Origin of the sequence: Methylobacterium sp. Leaf111 (assembly GCF_001423285.1) — a bacterium.
In the GTDB taxonomy this organism is placed as follows: Bacteria; Pseudomonadota; Alphaproteobacteria; order Rhizobiales; family Beijerinckiaceae; genus Methylobacterium.
This window is the reverse complement of record NZ_LMNE01000002.1, coordinates 12493-30941: the sequence shown is the minus strand read 5'-3', so window position 1 is coordinate 30941 and position 18449 is coordinate 12493. Positions and strand designations below refer to the sequence as shown.

Annotated in this window: 15 protein-coding genes; 12 read left to right on the top strand and 3 right to left on the bottom strand. The window is 70.6% G+C overall.

Translation table 11 applies throughout. The annotated features are described in order from the left end of the window. Positions 1 to 154: 154 nt before the first annotated feature. The gene (locus ASF41_RS04630; protein ID WP_056271708.1) at positions 155 to 1837 is read left to right on the top strand and encodes an acyl-CoA dehydrogenase family protein; all 1683 of its coding nucleotides are present in this window, start codon (positions 155 to 157) and stop codon (positions 1835 to 1837) included. An 83-nt stretch (positions 1838 to 1920) separates the two neighbouring features. Here the strand turns inward: ASF41_RS04630 and ASF41_RS04625 are convergent, their stop codons facing one another. Next, complete coding sequence (locus tag ASF41_RS04625) at positions 1921 to 2103, bottom strand: hypothetical protein (RefSeq protein ID WP_056221130.1); 183 nt, start codon at positions 2101 to 2103, stop codon at positions 1921 to 1923. Between the two features lie 210 nt (positions 2104 to 2313). Beyond that, the gene (locus tag ASF41_RS04620) at positions 2314 to 3588 is read right to left on the bottom strand and encodes a glycosyltransferase family 4 protein (RefSeq protein WP_056491302.1); all 1275 of its coding nucleotides are present in this window, start codon (positions 3586 to 3588) and stop codon (positions 2314 to 2316) included. 142 nt (positions 3589 to 3730) lie between these two features. On the opposite strand from ASF41_RS04620, the gene ASF41_RS04615 reads away from it, so the two are divergent. The 5 genes from ASF41_RS04615 to ASF41_RS04595 all read left to right on the top strand — a co-directional run bounded on the left by ASF41_RS04615 (position 3731) and on the right by ASF41_RS04595 (position 9330). Next, positions 3731 to 4984, top strand: a complete 1254-nt coding sequence (locus ASF41_RS04615) for a glycosyltransferase (RefSeq protein ID WP_056491301.1) — start codon at positions 3731 to 3733, stop codon at positions 4982 to 4984. 127 nt (positions 4985 to 5111) lie between these two features. Beyond that, complete coding sequence (locus tag ASF41_RS04610) at positions 5112 to 5474, top strand: phasin (RefSeq protein ID WP_056271717.1); 363 nt, start codon at positions 5112 to 5114, stop codon at positions 5472 to 5474. A 221-nt stretch (positions 5475 to 5695) separates the two neighbouring features. Beyond that, complete coding sequence (locus tag ASF41_RS04605; protein ID WP_056491300.1) at positions 5696 to 6358, top strand: hypothetical protein; 663 nt, start codon at positions 5696 to 5698, stop codon at positions 6356 to 6358. 119 nt (positions 6359 to 6477) lie between these two features. Next, a complete protein-coding gene (locus tag ASF41_RS04600) occupies positions 6478 to 7941 on the top strand; it encodes a Do family serine endopeptidase (RefSeq protein WP_056491298.1) in 1464 nt (487 codons plus the stop codon). A 72-nt stretch (positions 7942 to 8013) separates the two neighbouring features. Beyond that, a complete protein-coding gene (locus ASF41_RS04595; RefSeq protein WP_056491389.1) occupies positions 8014 to 9330 on the top strand; it encodes a replication-associated recombination protein A in 1317 nt (438 codons plus the stop codon). Between the two features lie 70 nt (positions 9331 to 9400). On the opposite strand, the gene ASF41_RS04590 is transcribed toward ASF41_RS04595, so the two are convergent. Then, positions 9401 to 9787 carry a hypothetical protein gene (locus ASF41_RS04590; protein WP_056491294.1) on the bottom strand — a complete coding sequence of 129 codons (387 nt, stop codon included), beginning with the start codon at positions 9785 to 9787 and terminating at the stop codon, positions 9401 to 9403. A gap of 297 nt (positions 9788 to 10084) precedes the next feature. Here ASF41_RS04590 and ASF41_RS04585 point away from each other — a divergent pair, with 297 nt between their 5' ends. From ASF41_RS04585 to ASF41_RS04560, 6 genes are all read left to right on the top strand, one after another. Next, positions 10085 to 11581 (top strand): carboxypeptidase M32, encoded by a 1497-nt coding sequence (locus tag ASF41_RS04585; RefSeq protein ID WP_056491292.1) that lies wholly within the window; start codon positions 10085 to 10087, stop codon positions 11579 to 11581. Positions 11582 to 11810: 229 nt separating this feature from the next. Beyond that, on the top strand, positions 11811 to 13058 hold the full coding sequence (locus tag ASF41_RS04580; RefSeq protein WP_056491289.1) for an Hsp70 family protein: 1248 nt from the start codon (positions 11811 to 11813) through the stop codon (positions 13056 to 13058). 90 nt (positions 13059 to 13148) lie between these two features. Next, positions 13149 to 14579: an RluA family pseudouridine synthase gene (locus ASF41_RS04575; RefSeq protein ID WP_056491288.1), complete on the top strand. Its 1431-nt coding sequence runs from the start codon at positions 13149 to 13151 to the stop codon at positions 14577 to 14579. 630 nt (positions 14580 to 15209) lie between these two features. Continuing rightward, positions 15210 to 15887 carry an HAD-IA family hydrolase gene (locus tag ASF41_RS04570; RefSeq protein WP_056491287.1) on the top strand — a complete coding sequence of 226 codons (678 nt, stop codon included), beginning with the start codon at positions 15210 to 15212 and terminating at the stop codon, positions 15885 to 15887. Between the two features lie 65 nt (positions 15888 to 15952). Continuing rightward, entirely contained in the window at positions 15953 to 16747 is a 795-nt protein-coding gene (locus tag ASF41_RS04565) for an ATP12 family chaperone protein (protein ID WP_056491285.1), read from the top strand. Positions 16748 to 16863: 116 nt separating this feature from the next. After that, positions 16864 to 18396, top strand: a complete 1533-nt coding sequence (locus tag ASF41_RS04560) for an acyl-CoA carboxylase subunit beta (RefSeq protein WP_056491283.1) — start codon at positions 16864 to 16866, stop codon at positions 18394 to 18396. Positions 18397 to 18449 lie beyond the last annotated feature (53 nt).

Here is an 18449-nt window from a genome sequence, read left to right as displayed (position 1 = left end):
CCCTTGGTTAGCAAAGAGAAATCAGGGTTTTTCACGCCCACGGATAATGAATTCAGGCGGGATAGTGCCGCAGTGCGGCGAGACGCCTCTACAGGGGCGACGAACCTGCCTATAATGGACTGCAAAGTATCGTTCCTTTGCCAGCGAGTTTGCCATGTCAGCCTCTCCCGTCGTCTCGACCGAACCGCAGGACCTCGTGACCCTGGCCCGCGAGGCGGCCGAGGCCGCCAAAGCCCTCGTCGCCGAGGCGACCCGGCGGGTGCGCACCACGATCCTGTCGGACGAGGGCAAGATCTCGGCCGAGAAGATGGAGACCCAGCAGCACGCCACGCATGGTCTCGCCTGGATCGCGACCTATGCCGAGGGCGTGCGTGAGCTCGGCGCGTACGCGCAGCGTCTGACGGAGAGTGGAGAGTTCGGCGAGACCGAGAGCCTCCTCGTCCGGATCGGTCTCGGCGAGTACCTCGACCAAATGTTCTCGGGCATTCCGATGAGCCAGGGCGAGATGGTGCGGCCGACAGGCTCCCTCGGCCTTGGCGCGCGCGAGGTCGCCAAGTTCCGCACCGAAGCGGTGGAGACCCTGATCGCCGAGGGTAACACCCCCGAGAACCGGGCTGCCCTCGTGGCCCGGATCCGTGACAACGGCGGCTCGGCCACCATCGGCAAGTCCGGTCTCGACGAGGACATGGAGGCGATCCGCTCCGAGATGCGTCGCTTCGGCCTCGCCGAGGTCGTGCCGCACGCGCACGAGTGGCACAGCCAGAACGCCTACATCCCGATGGAGATCGTCACCAAGATGGCCGAGCTCGGCGTCTTCGGCCTGACGATCCCGGAGGAGTACGGCGGCATGGGCCTGCCGAAGATCTCCATGTGCGTGGTCTCCGAGGAGTTGTCGCGCGCCTATATCGGCGTCGGCTCCCTCGGCACCCGCTCGGAGATCGCCGCCGAGCTGATCCTGTGCGGCGGCACCGAAGAGCAGAAGCATCGCTTCCTGCCCGGCATCGCCTCGGGCGACACCCTGCCGACCGCCGTGTTCACCGAGCCGAACACGGGCTCCGATCTCGCGAGCCTGCGCACCAAGGCGGTCAAGGACGGCGACGTCTGGAAGATCTCGGGCAACAAGACCTGGATCACGCACCCCGTGCGCGCCGACATCATGACCTGTCTCGTGCGCACCAAGCCGGAGGAGAAGGGCCACAAGGGTCTGTCGCTCCTCATCGCCGAGAAGCCGCGCGGCACCGATGCCGAGCCGTTCCCGGTCCAGGGCTTGTCCGGTGGCGAGATCCATGTGCTCGGCTACCGCGGCATGAAGGAGTACGAACTCGCCTTCGACAACTTCGAGGTCCCTGCCGGCAACCTCCTCGGCGAGGTCGAGGGCAAGGGCTTCGCCCAGCTCATGCAGACCTTCGAATCTGCGCGCATCCAGACGGCGGCTCGCGCCATCGGCGTGGCGCAGAACGCCCTCGACCTTGGTCTGCGTTACGCCGAGGACCGGGTGCAGTTCGGCAAGGCTCTGATCAACTTCCCCCGCGTGGCCGACAAGATCGCCATGATGGCCGTGGAGATCAACATCGCCCGCCAGCTGACGTATTTCTCGGCTCGCGAGAAGGACGAGGGCAAGCGCTGCGATCTCGAGGCCGGCATGGCCAAGCTTCTGGGCGCCCGCGTGGCCTGGGCGGCGGCCGACAACGCTCTGCAGATCCATGGCGGCAACGGCTTTGCACTCGAATACGCCGTGAGCCGCGTGCTCTGCGACGCGCGCATCCTCTCGATCTTCGAGGGTGCCGCCGAGATTCAGGCGCAGGTCATCGCCCGCCGCCTGCTCGAAGCCGCCTGAGCCTCGCACTCCGACGCCGGAACGCCGGGGGATCCGATCGCCCCGGCGTTCCGGTATTCAAAGAGGGTGTCGTCGAGGTCGCGCTACTTGGTCACCTTCACCGAGACGGGATCGCTCGACGGGAAGGTCTCCTCCAGCGCCTCGTCGAGGCGCGCGTCGAGTTCGCCCTTCTGGTTCTCGGGGCGGTTCTTGTCCGACCCCTTCGGGGCGGCCTGGCCCGTGGTGGAGATCGTGTCGCTCTCCGGTGTCTTCTGGTGATCGGCCATGCGGGCACTCCTTCGGTTCGGGGATTCAGCGCCTTCTTCGGCACGTCGTCCGAAACAACGCCGGGGGCGCGTGGGGTTTCCATGGGGGATCCGGGCCCGATGACCGGATCGGTCCACCCAAGGGTCGACAGGCCGGCCAGAACGCCCTCCCGGGTCTGAGACATCCCCATCGGGCCAGTCCATCGCGGTCGATGGATCTCGGCCGCTGTCTCAGGATACGGCCGGAAGCTGAGAGCGCGTGGCGACGCGGCCGGCCGGCGCGCCCGCGGTTCGGGCCTCGCGCAGGACGAAGTCGTAGACCTGCATCAGCCGGTCGAGATGCACATCCGACGTCAGCGGTGCCGCCCAGTACCGCTCGTAGGCCGCTCGGCTCATGCGCTCGGCGAGGCCGTCGTCGGAGAGTCGCACGAGATGCGCGGCGAGCGAGTCCGGGTCGCCGGAGCGGAACCAGAAGCCGGTCTCGCCGTCCTCCACCGCCTCCCGGCCGGCACAGGCGTCGCTGACGATCACCGGCGCGCCGCAGGCGAGGGCCTCGTAGACCGTGAGGGGCTGTCCCTCGTACCAGACGCTCGGAAAGACGAGGGCGCGGGCCTGCCGCATCAGGGCCTGGACGCCGGCCTCGTCGCGCCAGCCCAGCATCACGGCCTCGGGATAGCGCGCCGCGAGGTCGGCGCGGGCCGGCCCGTCCCCGACGAAGACCGGGCGAACGCCGGCGCGGCGGGCCGCCTCGGCGAAGATCGGCGCCCCCTTCTCGGTGGAGATGCGCCCGACGAAGAGGAAATCGCCCGGCGCCCCGGAGCGAAGGGGCGCGTTGGCCACCGCGATCGGGTTGTCGACCCTGTGGAAGCGGGTCGCGCTCGGCAGATGGGGGGCGACGACCCGTTCCTGCAGGGCGCTGAGGGTGACGATGTGCGGGAACAGGGCCTTCAGGCCGGCCACGTGCTCGAGAGCGAGGTGGCGCACCACCCGCAGGAGCTTGCGCGGGTAGCTGCGGGCGTCGCAGTTCGTGGTCAGGCAGCCCGGGGACATCGGCGTGCGGTGGCAGATCCGGGCGGCCGGATACTCGTAGAAGCCGCCGTTCGGGCACACGAGGAAGAACTCGTGCATCGTATAGAGCAGCGCCAGTCCGGACGCCGCGAGGCTGCGCCCGATCGAGGGCGAGAGCGCCTTGGCGAAGGCGTGGACGTGGACCACGGTGTCGCGCGGGTCGAGACCGCGCAGTTCCTCCGCCAGGCGCCGGGCGGCCGGACGGTTCCAGATCGCCTGCGCGGCGAAGGCGAGCTTGTTCCGGGTCGTGCCGATGTCGTCCTGGCCGAGGCAGACCACGCGGATGCCGGCCGCCTCCAGGCGAGGGTCGGCGGGGCCGACGGCGGCGAACACCGTGACGCTGTGGCCGCGGGCACGCAGCCCGAGCCCCGCATCCAGGGCCACCTTGGCCTGTCCGCCGTTGATGAAGGCGTGGTCCACGACAAGGACGAGGTGCATGGTGAACTGTCCCGGCCAGCGACGAGGTCTTCCCCGATCTTTACCGAACGTACGTTGATCTCCGGTAAATCCCGGTTCTTGCGGTGGTCGTCGGGTCGTCCGCTGCGAATTCCTCAGGCATCGGCACAGTCTCGGACCTCCCATGCAGATCGTCGTGTTGGCGGAATTCGCGGTGGCGAGCGGCGGTGCCGAGAAGGTGGCAGTCGAATCGGCACGGGGCCTCGCCGAGGCCGGACTCGACGTGACCTACATCCAGGCGATCGACGGGCCGGTGGATGACCTCCTCGACCATCCCCGCATCCGCCGGATCGGCCTCGGCAACAAGGACATCTGGCAGCGTCCGGCGCATCGCGCCGCGCTCAACGGGCTCTGGGACGCGGAGGCCGCCGCCCGTCTCGGCGCCGCCTTGGACGCGCTGCCGGTGCGGCCGGACCTGATCCATCTGCACCAATGGACGCGCAGCCTGTCGCCCAGCGTCTTCCCGGCGCTGTTCGCGCGCGGTCTCCCGGTCGTGACGACCCTGCACGACTACTTCCTGGCCTGCCCGAACGGGGTCTATTACCGCTTCGACCGGGCCGAGCCCTGTGCTCTGAAGCCTCTCTCGGCCGCCTGCCTCGCAGCACCCTGCGACGGCCGGAGCCGGCTCCACAAGCTGGTGCGCGTCGGCCGCTCGGTCTCCCTGCGCGCGGCCCTGAAGCGGCAGCGCCTCGACGTCATCCATGTCTGCGACGCGAGCGTGGCGCGGATGGGTACGCTCCTGGAGGGTCTGGCGGTCACCCATCACCGGGTGGACAATCCGGTGCGCGTCACGAAGCAGGTGCCGGCCGATCCGGCACGGGGCGATGCGCTGGCCTATGTTGGCCGCCTGACCCGTGAGAAGGGCGTCGACCTCGTGGCGGACGCCGCGCGGGCCGCCGGGCTTCCGGCCCTGTTCGTCGGCACCGGTCCCCTGGAGAACGAGCTTCGTGCGCGCCCCGGGGTCGAACTCGTGGGCTGGCAGGCGCCGGACGCGGTCTGGTCTCTCCTGCGCCGCCGGGCCCGGGCGATCGCCGCGCCGTCCCGCTGGTACGAGACCGGGCCCCTGACGGTCTACGAGGCCTTGGCCAACGGCATCCCGGTGATGGCGTCGAACCGATCCGGAGCGTCCGAGAAGATCCTCGACGGGGTGAACGGTTATTCCGTTTCGCCGGAGCTCGAGGCCTGGGCCCGGGCGGCCGCGACGCTCCACGACGACGCACGCACGGCCAGCCTCGGCGCCGCCGCGCATGCCCGCTACTGGGCAAGCCCGATGACGCTGGGGGTTCATACCGATGCGTTGATCGCGGTCTACGAACGCATTCTCGCAACCCGGGCCGTCGAACGGCTGCCCGCGGACGCGGCTGCCTCGGCGGCTTGAAGGCGGCGCAGAAAGTTGGCAAAATTCTGCATCTTTCCAGACCGATGATCTTGACGCCCATGTTGCATCGCAACATAGATTCCCCGCAATGCATCGAACGAGTCGGTGCAGCCTGGAGAGAAGCGAGATGACCGGTCAGACCTTCGAAATCCCCGCCGAAATGCGCGCCTTCGCCGAGAAGAGCGTCGATCAGGCCCGCACCGCCGTGAGCACCTTCATCGGCACCGCGGTCAAGACGGCCGAGCAGATGCAGACGACGTCGAAGTCGGTGCAGGAGTCGATGCAGACCGTCGTCGCGAAGGGTCTCGACCAGGCTCAGGAAAATGCCGCCGCGACCTTCGACTTCGCCCAGAAGCTGGTCCGGACCCGCGACGTCCGCGAGGCGATGGCGTTGCAGGGCGAATTCATCCGCAGCCAGATCGCCACCCTGCAGGCCCAGGCCAAGGATCTGGGCGCCCTGGCTCAGAACACCCTGCGCCCTTCCGCCTGAACCCGGCCGAAGGCCCGAAACGCGCGGCCGGCCCCCTTCAGCGCCTCGGGGTGCCGCCCGCCCGCGCGGCGCCCCGCAGACATCCCGCCGTTTCGGGTTATTCTTCCCCTCGAAGCGGCAAGGAGACAGAAGCCATGGCAAGACGGCGCAGACCCCCCTCCAAAGCGCAGGACCGAGCCGGAGCGCTCCCGCAGACCGCCGGCAGCCAGGAGGATGGACCGATGAACATCGACACCGTGCAGGCCGTCGAGATGGGTGACCCGAACGATCCATCGGGGTCGGACCATGCGCCGAACCTCCATGACGCGCTCCTCGAAGGCGTGTCCCCGGACGCTCTGGCGGCGGCAGCCGGAAGCGACGGCACGCCGGTCCCGGTCGTGACCGAGTCCGCCACCGCGACGACCGAGACCTCCGAACGCGTCGAGGATCTCACCGTGGTCCCGGAAGAGACGGCGGCACCGGGCGAAGGCGGGCGGGAGACGGTCCGGGCCGCGACCGATGCTGTCGAAGTCGCAACCGACGCCGTGGAGACCATCGCTCAGACCCTGCCCGCGACCATGGCCGAGCCCCTGCCGGCGGCGCGGCCCGTCCTCGAAGGCTCCCAGGCTTCCTTCGGCAAGCTCGCGGACCTCGCAAAGTCGCCGCGGATCTCCGAGGTGATGGGTGAACTCGGCGAGGTGAACACCACCGTGCTCACCTATCTTCGCGGCGAGGGCGCCGCGGCGGTGGCCCACTGGCAGGCTCTCTCGGGCGCCAAGACCCCGGCCGATGCCATCCGCCTCCAGGTCACCGAGATGCAGCGCGCCGCCGACGCGTCGCTGAGCTGCTTCGCGGCCCTCGCCAAGCGGGCGAGCCGCTTCACCGGCACGATCGGCCGGCGCTGAAAGATCCGGCTCCGGCGCCCCTCGCGCCGGCGGCTCGACGCGTCTAGATATCCGGGAATCCGTCGCGGCGCCGTCCCAGACCGGGGCAGGGCCGCCGCGCCCTCGTCCCGGGAGTTCCCATGCCGCGCACGTCCCTTCTGCTCGTCCCGCTGCTGACCGCGACGCTCGCCGCCGCGCCCGCCACGGCACAGATGATGAAGTCGCCGGCGGTCCCCGAGCCGGGGGCGCCGGAGAAGGTGGTGCCCCTCGCCAAGGGCCAGGTGCAACTGTCCTTCGCCCCGGTGGTGAAGCGGGCCGCCCCCTCCGTGGTGAACGTCTATGCCTCGCACGTGGACACGCGGGGTCAGAGCCGCAGCGCCATGGACGAGTTCATGCGGCGCTTCTTCGGTGACAACGGCGCGGGACGCGGGCGCGGGGGCGCGCCGGGCGAACGCGCCCAGAAGTCCCTCGGCTCCGGCGTGATCGTCGACGAATCCGGCCTCGTCATCACCAACAACCACGTCATCGAGAACATGAACGAAGTGCGCATCGCGCTCGCCGACCGGCGCGAGTTCGAAGCCACCATCGTGCTGCGCGACCCCCGCACCGATCTCGCCGTGGTCAAGATCAAGAGCCCGTCCGGCGGGCTGAGCCCGATGGCCTTCGGCGACTCCGAGTCCCTCGAAGTCGGCGACTTCGTGATGGCGATCGGCAACCCGTTCGGGGTCGGGCAGACGGTGACGCAGGGCATCGTCTCGGCGCTGGCGCGCACGCAGGTCGGCTCCTCCGACTACCAGTTCTTCATCCAGACCGATGCGGCCATCAATCCCGGCAATTCGGGCGGTGCCCTGGTCAACCTCCAGGGCCAACTGGTCGGGATCAACACCGCGATCTACTCGCAATCGGGCGGCAGCCACGGCATCGGCTTCGCCATCCCCGCCAGCATGGTCCGCGCCGTGGTGGAGACCGCCAAGGGCGGGGCGAGCGCCGTGCGGCGTCCCTGGCTCGGCGCCCGCGTGCAGAGCGTGACGCCCGACATCGCCGAGAGCATGGGCCTGGATCACCCCACCGGCGTGCTGGTGGCGAGCCTCCAGGTCAAGAGCCCGGCGGAGGAGGCCGGCCTCAAGCGCGGCGACCTCATCCTCACGGTGGACGGCAAGAGCGTCGATGACCCGGAAGCCTTCGGCTACCGCTTCGCCCTGAAGGGACTCACCGGCCAGACCCAGTTCGGCATCCTGCGCGGCACCGGGCGCTCGACCGTGGCGGTGAAGCTCGGCCCCGCGCCGGAGACGCGTCCGCGCGACACCCTCAAGGTGCGCACCCGCTCGCCCTTCCTGGGCGCGACCCTCGTGAACACGTCCCCCGCCGTGGCGGAGGAGCTTCAGGCCGACTTCCCGTCGGACGGGGTCGCGGTGGCCAGCATCGACGAAGGCTCGGTCGCCGCGCGCGCAGGCCTGCAGAAGGGCGACATGATCGTCGCCATCAACGGCATGCCGATCGCCACCACCAAGGACCTGGAACGGATCACCCGCAACAGCCTCAACATGTGGGAGGTCTCGATCAACCGCGGCGGCGAGGTCATGACCTCGATGTTCGGGGGCTGATGGCCCAGCCGGCAGGGGAGGCCGCGATTTTCCCGGTTGCGGGCGGCGGACACCCGCGTCTTTGATGCGCCGATGTCCGACCTGTTCGCCTCCGCCGGCTTGGCCAACACCGCCCCCCGTCCCCTCGCGGATGCCCTGCGTCCGAAAACCCTGGCGGAGGTGGTCGGGCAGGAGCACCTGACCGGGCCCGACGGGGCCCTGACCCGCCTCCTCAATGCCCGCTCCTTCGGCTCGCTGGTGTTCTGGGGACCGCCGGGCACCGGCAAGACCACCGTGGCGCGGCTCCTGGCGCACGAGACCGACCTGCATTTCGAGCAGATCTCGGCGATCTTCTCCGGCATCGCGGAACTCCGGAAGGTGTTCGACGCGGCGCGCGGGCGCCGGGCCATGGGGCGGGGAACCCTGCTCTTCGTGGACGAGATCCACCGCTTCAACCGGGCGCAGCTCGACGCCTTCCTGCCCGTGATGGAGGACGGCACGGTGACCCTGGTCGGCGCCACCACTGAGAACCCGTCCTTCGAGCTGAACGCCGCCCTCCTGTCCCGCGCCCGCGTCCTTCTCTTCCGGGCGCTCGACGACGCGGCCGTCGCCAAGCTGCTGGTGCGGGCGGAGGCGCTGACCGGCCAGCCGCTTCCCCTGGACGCGGAGGCGCGGGGCGTTCTGGTGCGCATGGCCGACGGGGACGGGCGGGCCGCGCTGACCCTCGCCGAGGAGGTCTGGCGCTCGGCCAAGCCGGGCGAGACCTTCGACGCGGAGCACTTGCAGGCGATCATCCAGCGCCGCGCGCCGATCTACGACAAGTCGCAGGAGGGGCACTACAACCTCATCAGCGCCCTGCATAAGACCGTGCGCGGCTCCGACCCGGACGCGGCGCTCTACTATCTCTGCCGGATGCTTGACGGCGGCGAGGACCGCCTCTTCATCGCCCGCCGCCTCGTGCGCATGGCGGTGGAGGATATCGGGCTGGCCGACCCGCAGGCCCTCGTGGTGGCCACCGCCGCCAAGGACGCCTTCGACTTCCTCGGCTCGCCGGAGGGGGAATTGGCCCTCGCCCAGGTCACGATCTACCTCGCCTGCGCGCCGAAATCGAACGCGGTCTACGAGGCCTACAAGGCCGCCACGCGGGTGGCGAAGGCGCACGGCTCGCTGCCACCGCCCCGCACCATTCTCAACGGCTCCACGAAGCTGATGCGCAAGATCGGCTATGGGGAGGGGTATCGCTACGACCACGACGAGCCCGACGCCTTCTCGGGCCAGGATTACTGGCCGGAAAAGCTCGGGCGCCAGCACTTCTACGCGCCCACGGATCGCGGCATGGAGCAGCGCTACACCGAGCGATTGGCCCATTGGGAAGCCCTGCGCCGGCAGCGACGCGCCGACGAGGACTGAAGTCCGCGTCTCCTCCGTCGAAAGTTCGCGACGCGTCGCGCGCCCGCTGCCTCAGGCAGACGAGGGAAATCTAGTCGCTCGAGACGAGGCGCAGATGAAAGCCGTCCCGGATCGCACTCGGGACCGGCCCCGTGAACTCCGCCGGATCGCCGACGCGCAGGGCGAAGGCCATCTCGTCGGTGGGCAACGGCTTGGCGGAGACGGGCGGCATCGCCTGCGCGAGGCAGGTGCCGAGACCGATGGCCGCAGCGACCTGACCGCCGATCCAGGGAAGCAGCGTCTGAAAGAGGGAATGGGGCCGTGAGCCGGCCGACGTTCCGGCCAGCATCCGGGCGGGCACGTCCGGGACAGCCGCCGCCCGGGAGGTCGCGGGCGCCGCGCCGCTCGGCGCCAGCGGGAATGCGCTGAAATCGAAGGCGGCGGAGTCGTCGTTGAGCGGGCAGGGCACGGGTTCCATGTCGCTCAAACTGGACCGAGTCCGCTAACGCCGTCTTAACTGCCCAGGCCGGGGCAGATCTGGTCTGGCCGGGCCGGCGGCCAGTCTTGCGGGGCGTCCGACGTCTCGGCTCGGCGCGAGGCGCCGGAGCTGCGCGATCGCGCGGCCCGGCCTTGCAACCGGGTGGCCGCCATGGTGGGATTCGCGTCTCCGGTCTCGCCGCGCCGCCGGGTGCGTGACACCCCGGACCGACGTCCCAGCGGTCCTCGGTCACGCTCCGTGCCCAGGCCACGATCCAGCAGGTCCCTTCGAGCCAGCATGCAGACCTATCCGATCCTCTCCGCCCGCTTCGCGCGCCTCGGCGCCCTCGGGGACGCCGCGGGGCTTCTCCATTGGGACCGCCAGACGCTGATGCCCGCGGGTGCGGCCGACATGCGGGCCGAGCAGCTCGCCCAGCTCGCGGTCATCGGCCACGAGATCCTGACGGCCCCGGAGACCGGCGACCTGATCGCCCGGTCCCTCGACGACGTCGCGAGCCTCGGGCCGTGGGAACGGGCGAACCTGCGGGAGATGCGCCGGGCCTATCTGCATGCCGCCGCGGTTCCGGCCGATCTCGTGGCGGCGAGCTCGAAGGCGTCGTCCCAGTCGGGGATGATCTGGCGGGAGGCGCGGGCGCGCGCCGATTTCGCCATGCTGGCGCCGGCCCTGGGCGAGACCCTGCGCCTGCAGCGGGAGGTCGGCGCGGCGAAGGGGTCCGCCCTCGGCCTCGATCCGTACGACGCCCTCCTCGACGGCTACGATCCCGGGATGCGCCGCGCGACGATCGATCCGGTGTTCGCCCACCTGCGCGCTGCGTTGCCGGATCTGATCGCGGCGGTTCAGGCGCGTCAGGCGCGGGAGCCGGCCCCGCTGCCCCTGACCGGCCCGTTTCCGGTGGAGGCGCAGAAGGCGATCGGGGAACGGCTGATGCGCGCCGTCGGCTTCGATTTCGAGCGGGGCCGGCTCGACGTCAGTCTCCACCCCTTCTGCGGCGGCGCCACCGACGATGTGCGGATCACCACCCGCTACGATGCCGCCGATGCCACCGGCGCCCTGATGGGCGTGCTGCACGAGACCGGCCACGCCCTCTACGAACAGGGCCTGCCCGCCGCGTGGTATCACCAGCCGGTGGGGACGGCCCGCGGCATGACCCTGCACGAGAGCCAGTCGCTGCTGGTGGAGATGCAAGCCTGTCGCTCGGGTGAGTTCTGCGCCTATCTCGCGCCGATCCTGGCGGAGGCCTTCGGTGGGGAGGGACCCGCCTGGAGCGCGCAGAACCTCTACCGGTGCTACACGCGCGTGGCGCCGGGCTTCATCCGGGTCGATGCGGACGAGGTGACCTATCCGGCCCACATCCTCCTGCGCTACGAACTCGAGACCGCGATGATCGCGGGCGATCTGGCGCTCGCCGACCTGCCGGGTGCCTTCAACGACGGCCTGCGCGATCTCCTCGGCCTCACCGTCCCCGATGATCGGCTGGGCTGCCTGCAGGACATCCACTGGCCGAGCGGAAGCTTCGGCTACTTCCCGACCTACACCCTCGGCGCGATGGCGGCGGCGCAGCTGTTCCGCGCGGCTCGGGACCAGAGGCCGGGCCTGCCGTCCGATCTGACCAGGGGCGATTTCACGGCCCTGCGCGGATGGCTGCGAGAGGCCGTCCACGCCCGCGGCTCCCTGCTCGAGACCGACGACCTGCTCGTCGCCGCCACCGGCAAACCCCTCGGCGCCGAGGACTTCATGGCTCACCTGCGGCTCCGGTATCTCGGAGAGGGCTGAGACGCCTGCGCCGGGCGATCGCCGCCCTGTCCGCGCGGCGCTCGCGGCGGCGGCCGAAGTGCACCGGCGCGCGGCGAGGCCGTCGCCGAAACCGCCGCCCGGCTCGGTTCGCCGACCGCCTCGCGCCGGCGCGGTCCGTCGTTTCGGGTTCACGGACGGTGGACCGGACGCGGGTCAGCCTGTAGGCCGGCGGCCCCTCCACCAGCGGACCTGACGTCCGGAGATCCTCATGGCGGCCTGCGGCCTCGATTTCGGCACCTCGAACACCACCCTTGGCCTCGTCACCGGACAGCGCCCGCAGCTCGTGCCCCTGGAGGGGCGGCACGTCACGATCCCCAGCGCGATCTTCTTTCCGCCGGGGCAGGCGCCCTTCGTCGGGCGGGCCGCCATGGCCGAGTACCTCGAGGGAACGCCGGGCCGGTTGATGCGAAGCCTCAAGTCGGTGCTGGGCTCGTCCCTCCTGGAGGAGACGACCCCCGTCGGGCGCGAGCGCATCAAGTTCCGCGACGTCATCGCCCGCTACCTCGCGGCCGTGAAGACGCGGGCGGAGACCGAGACCGGCCGCGTCCTCGATACCGTGGTCCACGGCCGCCCGGTTCACTTCGTCGACGGCGATCCGGAGGGCGATGCCCGCGCCGAGGAGGCCCTGCGCGCGATCGCCACCAGCATCGGCTTCCGCCACGTCTCGTTCCAGTTCGAGCCGATCGCGGCCGCCCTCGATTACGAGCAGCAGGTCCGCGCGGAGGAGATCGCCCTCATCGCGGATATCGGCGGCGGCACCTCGGACTTCTCCATCGTGCGCCTCTCGCCGGAGCGGCATGCGCAACCCGATCGCAGCGGCGATATCCTGGCCAATGACGGGGTGCGCATCGGCGGAACCGACTTCGACCGTCGGCTGAGCCTCGGCACGGTGATGCCGCTGCTCGGCCTCGGCAGCGCGATGACGCGGGGCGATATCGATGTCCCCACGGGCTATTTCCACGACCTCGCCACCTGGTCGAGCATCAACCGGCTCTACAATGCCAAGACCCTGCGCGAGATCGAGGAGGTCCGCCGCGACGCGCAGCGTCCCGACCTGCTGGCGCGGCTCCACACCGTCGTCGAAGCCGAGCGCGGGCATTCCCTGGCGATGGAGGTGGAGGGCGCCAAGATCGCGACCTCGGAGGCCGGTCAGGGCAGGATCGCCCTGGACTGGGTCGAGGCGGGGCTCGAGGCCGAGATCGACCGGCAGGGCCTCGTCGTCCATACGGACGAACTCGCGCGGCGGATCGCCGAGCGGATCGACCGATGCCTCGCGCAAGCCGGCCTCACGGCCGACCGGATCGACGCCCTGTTCCTCACCGGGGGCTCCACCGGCTTGCCCCATGTCCGCGCCGCCCTGACCGCCGGCGTCCCGAACGCCCGCGTGGTCGATGGCGACACCTTCGGCTCCGTGGGCACCGGGTTGACCCTCGAGGCGGCCCGGCGCGCGGCCTGAGGCCGATCGGAGCCCAGAAAGATCGACCCGGTCGGGCGACACGCTCCGTGTGCCCTTTGTCGTGGCGCCCGTGGGTGTTACGAGCAGGCCATGACCACACGACCACCTTCACGCGGCGGCTCCGGGCGCAAGGGCGCCGGCACGGGCCGCGGCGCACCGCCCGGCCGCTCCCCCCGGCCGGGCAAACCGGGTGCCTTCCGGCGGCCGGACCGCGAGCGCACGGGGCCGCGCACCAGCGCCCTCGATGCCGCCCAGCGCGCGGCGCAAGGGCGCGGCGATGCCGCGGCCAAGCACGCCCCCTGGCGCCCCGGCCAGGAGGCGAGCGACCGCGAGGCCGGCCCCCAGGACGGCTTCGAGACCGTGACCGAAGCCCCCCGGCGGGCGCCGCGCACCCGCGCCGAGCGACCGGCGCCGGCCGGTCCCGCGCCGGCGCGTCGCCCGGGCGCGGCCTCGCGCGAGACCGCACCGGCGCCGGAGGGACCGACCCGGCGCGAGCAGCGCGCGGCCGCCTCCGCCACCCTGGCCTCCGGCGTCCAGACCCTCACGGTGGAGGAGGACGAGGCCGGGATGCGGATCGACCGCTTCCTGACCACGCGTTTTCCCCAGCTTCCCTTCACGCGCGTCCAGAGCATCGTGCGCAAGGGCGAGCTCCGGGTCGACGGCAAACGCGCCAAGCCCAACGATCGGCTCGATCCGGGCATGAGTGTGCGCGTGCCGCCGCTCAAGCTCGAGGCCCAGAGCGAGCGTCCCCGCTCGGCCGCGAAGGACGCCACGGACGCCGACTTCATCCGCTCGCTCATCCTCTACGAGGATGCCGAGATGATGATCCTGAACAAGCCCTTCGGCCTTGCGGTCCAGGGCGGCTCCGGCACCGTGCGGCACGTGGATGGCCTCCTGGAGGCGCTGACGGGCAAGGACGGGCAGAAGCCGCGCCTCGTCCACCGACTCGACAAGGACACCGCGGGTTGCCTCATCGTGGCCAAGACGCGGCTGGCCGCCGCGACCCTGGCCAAGAGCTTCCGTTCGCGCTCGGCCCGGAAGGTCTACTGGGCCCTCACCGCCGGCGTGCCGCGGGTGGCGCAGGGCCGGATCTCGACCTACCTCGCCAAGGAGGAGCCCACGGACGCGGATGCGCGCATGCGGGTGGCCAAGCACGGCGACGAGGGCGCCGCGCACGCCCTGACGTATTACGCCATGGTCGACAACGCGGCCCAGAAGCTGTCGTGGCTGTCACTGAAGCCGGTGACCGGGCGCACCCATCAGTTGCGCGCGCACGCCGCCCATATCGGGCATCCCATCGTGGGCGACCCGAAATACTTCAGCATCGAGAACTGGGAGCTGCCCGGCGGCATCCAGAATCGGCTGCATCTCCTCGCGCGACGGATCGTGATCCCGCATCCCCGGACGGGACAGCCCGTGGACGTCACGGCCCCGCTTCCGCCGCATATGGCGCAGAGCTGGAACCTGCTCGGGTTCGACGCATCCCGCTACGATCCCATCGTGGAGGCGCCGGAAGCCTGACGCCCCCTCCCGCTCTCGGGAGGTGCGGCACCTCGCCGGAGGACGAGGCGGGAGGGCGCCACGGTTGCACCTTGGCAAGCGCCCGCCATGCCTTATCCTCCCCATCCATCCCGGCGGGCGCGTTGCCACCGGCCAAGGACCGTCGCGCCACGATGCATCGAGACACGATCCTGACGCCGGCGATCGGCTTCGCACTCCTGGCACTCGCGGCGATCGGCGCGGGCAGCACGCTCAGCACCGCCGCGACAGCGCAGGCGACTCCACCGGCCCAGACCCAGACAAGGGCGCAGCCGCAGACGCCGGCGACGCCGCAGAATTCAGGACCGCAGCCACAAGCGGCACCGGCCGTCCCGCTTCAGGGACCGGGCGCACAGGGGCAGGGATCACGGCCGGCGGGAGCCAGTCAGGCGGTCGGTACGGCCGGAGGGCGTGGCGCGGCACAGGTCGGCCGGCCCCGGAGGCGGTCCTACGCCGCCTGCAACCGGATCTCGCACACGCGCGGCCTGCGCGGCGGAGCCCGGCGCCGGTTCCTCGTCCGGTGCAAGCTCGGCTACGATCGCCCCCGGAACGGTCAGACCCAGGGCCCGCGGCAGCCGTGAGGAACGCCGTTCGCAGCACGAGCCCGAATCCGTGAAGCTCATCGTCTTCGACGTCGACGGAACCCTCGTCGACAGCCAGCACCTCATCGTGGCCGCGCAGGGCATGGCCTTTGCCGAGCATGGCCTCACGGCGCCGAACCGTACGGACTCGCTCTCGGTGGTGGGGTTGTCCCTGCCGCAGGCCTTCCGGCGCCTCGTCGGTGACGACGGCCCGATCGAGGGATTATCCGAGAGCTACAAGCGCGCCTTCAACATCCTGCGCCTCGACCCGAACTACGAGGAGCCCTTGTTCCCCGGCATGGAAGCGCTGCTCACACGCCTCCACGCCCGCGACGACGTGCAACTCGGGATCGCCACCGGAAAAGCGCGGCGCGGGGTCGATCGCCTGATCGAGACCCATGGCTGGCGGGGATGGTTCGCCACGACCCAGAGCGCCGACGACGCGCCCTCCAAGCCCGACCCCGCCATGCTGCTCCAGGCCATGGCGGAGACCGGGGCCGCGCCGGACGCCACCGTGATGATCGGCGACACCACCTACGACATGACGATGGCGGTCAGTGCCGGTGCCGCGGCCGTAGGCGTGGCCTGGGGCTACCATCCCGTCGGGGCGCTGTTCGGTGCCGGCGCCTCCATCGTCGTCGACACCGCGGATGATCTCGGGGCCCTCTTCTCCGGGGATCCGCGCGCACGGGCGGCGGCCCAGGCCTGACCCCGGCGCCAGACGCGAGACGCCGTGTCTCGCAGCCCGCGCCGCGATGCCCTATCTGCAGGACCATGAGCGACGATCCCAAACCCGATTGGCTCGGCGAGCCTGAACACCCCACCCAGCCCGATCCGACCCGTGCGGCACGCGGCCCCGGCAAGCCCGCCCTGCCGAAACGGTTCTACGGAGAGGCCGGCCTCGCCGCGCACGGCGACGGCTTCCGGCTGACCCTCGACGGGCGCCCGGCGAACACGCCGGCCCGCAATCCTCTCGCCCTGCCGACGCGCGCCCTCGCGGAGGCCGTGGCGGCCGAATGGGCGGCGCAGGTCGCGGTCATCGACCCCGCCACCATGCCGCTGACGCGCCTCGCCAACACCGCCATCGACGGGGTCGCGCCGCGCCGCGAGGCCGTGGTGGACGACCTCTCGGCTTATGCGGGCACCGACCTGCTGGCCTACCGCGCCGGCGATCCGGAGCGTCTCATGCGCGCCCAGGCCGAGGCCTGGGACCCGATCCTCGACTGGGCGCACAGCGATCTCGGCGCCCGCTTCATCCTCGGCGAAGGCGTCATGCACGTCACCCAGCCGGATACCACCGTGGCGGCGCTGCGCCGGGCGATCGGCGAAACCGAAGGCCCGTTCCGGTTGGCCGCCCTTCACACGTTGACGACGCTGACCGGATCGCTCGTCCTCGCCCTCGCGGTGTTGCGCGGGCAGGCCAGTCCGGCCGAAGCCTGGGCGGCGGCCCATGTGGACGAGACCTATCAGGCGAGCGTCTGGGGCCGTGACGCGGAGGCTGAGGCGCGTCACGCCCTTCGGCAAGCCGAGTTCGAGGCCGCGGCCCGGCTGGCACACTTGAGCCGTTAAATCGATTTTCGCGGAAAGCGCCGCGTGCTAAGGCCGGTTCAAATCGCGACCGCCAAGGTTACCGCTCAAGTTCGTGCGGGACGCGACCCCATCTCTCCAACCAGGGCCGAGCGCGCATGAAGGACATTCTCGAGAAGCTGGAAGAGCGGCGCGCCCAGGCCCGCCTCGGCGGCGGCGAGAACCGCGTCGTGGCCCAGCACAAGCGCGGCAAGCTGACCGCGCGCGAGCGCATCGAGCTCCTCCTCGACCACGGGTCGTTCGAGGAGTTCGACATGTTCGTCCAGCATCGCTCCACCGATTTCGGCATGGAGAAGCAGAAGATCCCCGGCGACGGCGTGGTCACGGGCTGGGGCACCATCAACGGACGCACGGTCTTCCTGTTCTCGAAGGACTTCACGGTGTTCGGCGGCTCCCTGTCCGAGGCGCACGCGGCCAAGATCGTCAAGGTCCAGGACATGGCGCTGAAGATGCGCGCGCCGATCATCGGCATCTTCGATGCCGGTGGGGCCCGCATCCAGGAAGGCGTCGCGGCGCTGGGCGGCTACGGCGAGGTCTTCCGCCGCAACGTCGCCGCCTCGGGCGTCATCCCGCAGATCTCGGTGATCATGGGCCCCTGCGCGGGCGGCGACGTCTACTCGCCGGCCATGACCGACTTCATCTTCATGGTGCGCGACACGAGCTACATGTTCGTGACCGGCCCCGACGTGGTGAAGACGGTCACCAACGAAGTCGTGACAGCCGAGGAGCTCGGTGGCGCCAAGGTCCACACCACCAAGTCCTCCATCGCCGACGGCTCCTTCGAGAACGACGTCGAGGCGCTCCTGCAGGTCCGCCGTCTCGTCGATTTCCTGCCCGCCAACAACATCGACGGCGTGCCGGAGATCGAGAGCTTCGACGATCCGCTGCGCCTCGACATGAGCCTCGACACGCTGATCCCGGACAACCCGAACAAGCCCTACGACATGGGCGAGCTGATCCGGCGCGTGGCCGACGAGGGCGACTTCTTCGAGATCCAGGCGACCTACGCCCGCAACATCATGACGGGCTTCGGGCGCATCGAGGGCCGCACCGTCGGCTTCGTGGCGAACCAGCCGATGGTGCTGGCCGGCGTGCTCGATTCGGACGCCTCCCGCAAGGCGGCCCGCTTCGTGCGCTTCTGCGATGCCTTCTCGATCCCGATCGTCACCTTCGTCGACGTGCCGGGCTTCCTGCCGGGCACCGCGCAGGAATACGGCGGCCTGATCAAGCATGGCGCCAAGCTGCTCTTCGCCTATTCGCAGGCGACGGTGCCCCTGGTGACCATCATCACCCGCAAGGCCTTCGGCGGGGCCTACGACGTGATGGCGTCCAAGCACGTCGGCGCCGACCTCAACTACGCCTGGCCCACCGCGCAGATCGCCGTGATGGGCGCCAAGGGCGCCGTGGAGATCATCTTCCGCAGCGAGATCGGCGATGCCGAGAAGATCGCCGAGCGCACCCGCGAGTACGAGGACCGCTTCCTCTCGCCGTTCGTGGCCGCCGAGCGCGGCTACATCGACGAGGTGATCATGCCCCACTCGACGCGCAAGCGCGTCGCCCGGGCCCTCGGCATGCTGCGCACCAAGGAGATGGAGCAGCCCTGGAAGAAGCACGACAACATCCCGCTCTGAGGGCGGGGACCACCGGCCCGGCGCTTCGCCGGGCCGGCGTCGCGCAACATTCC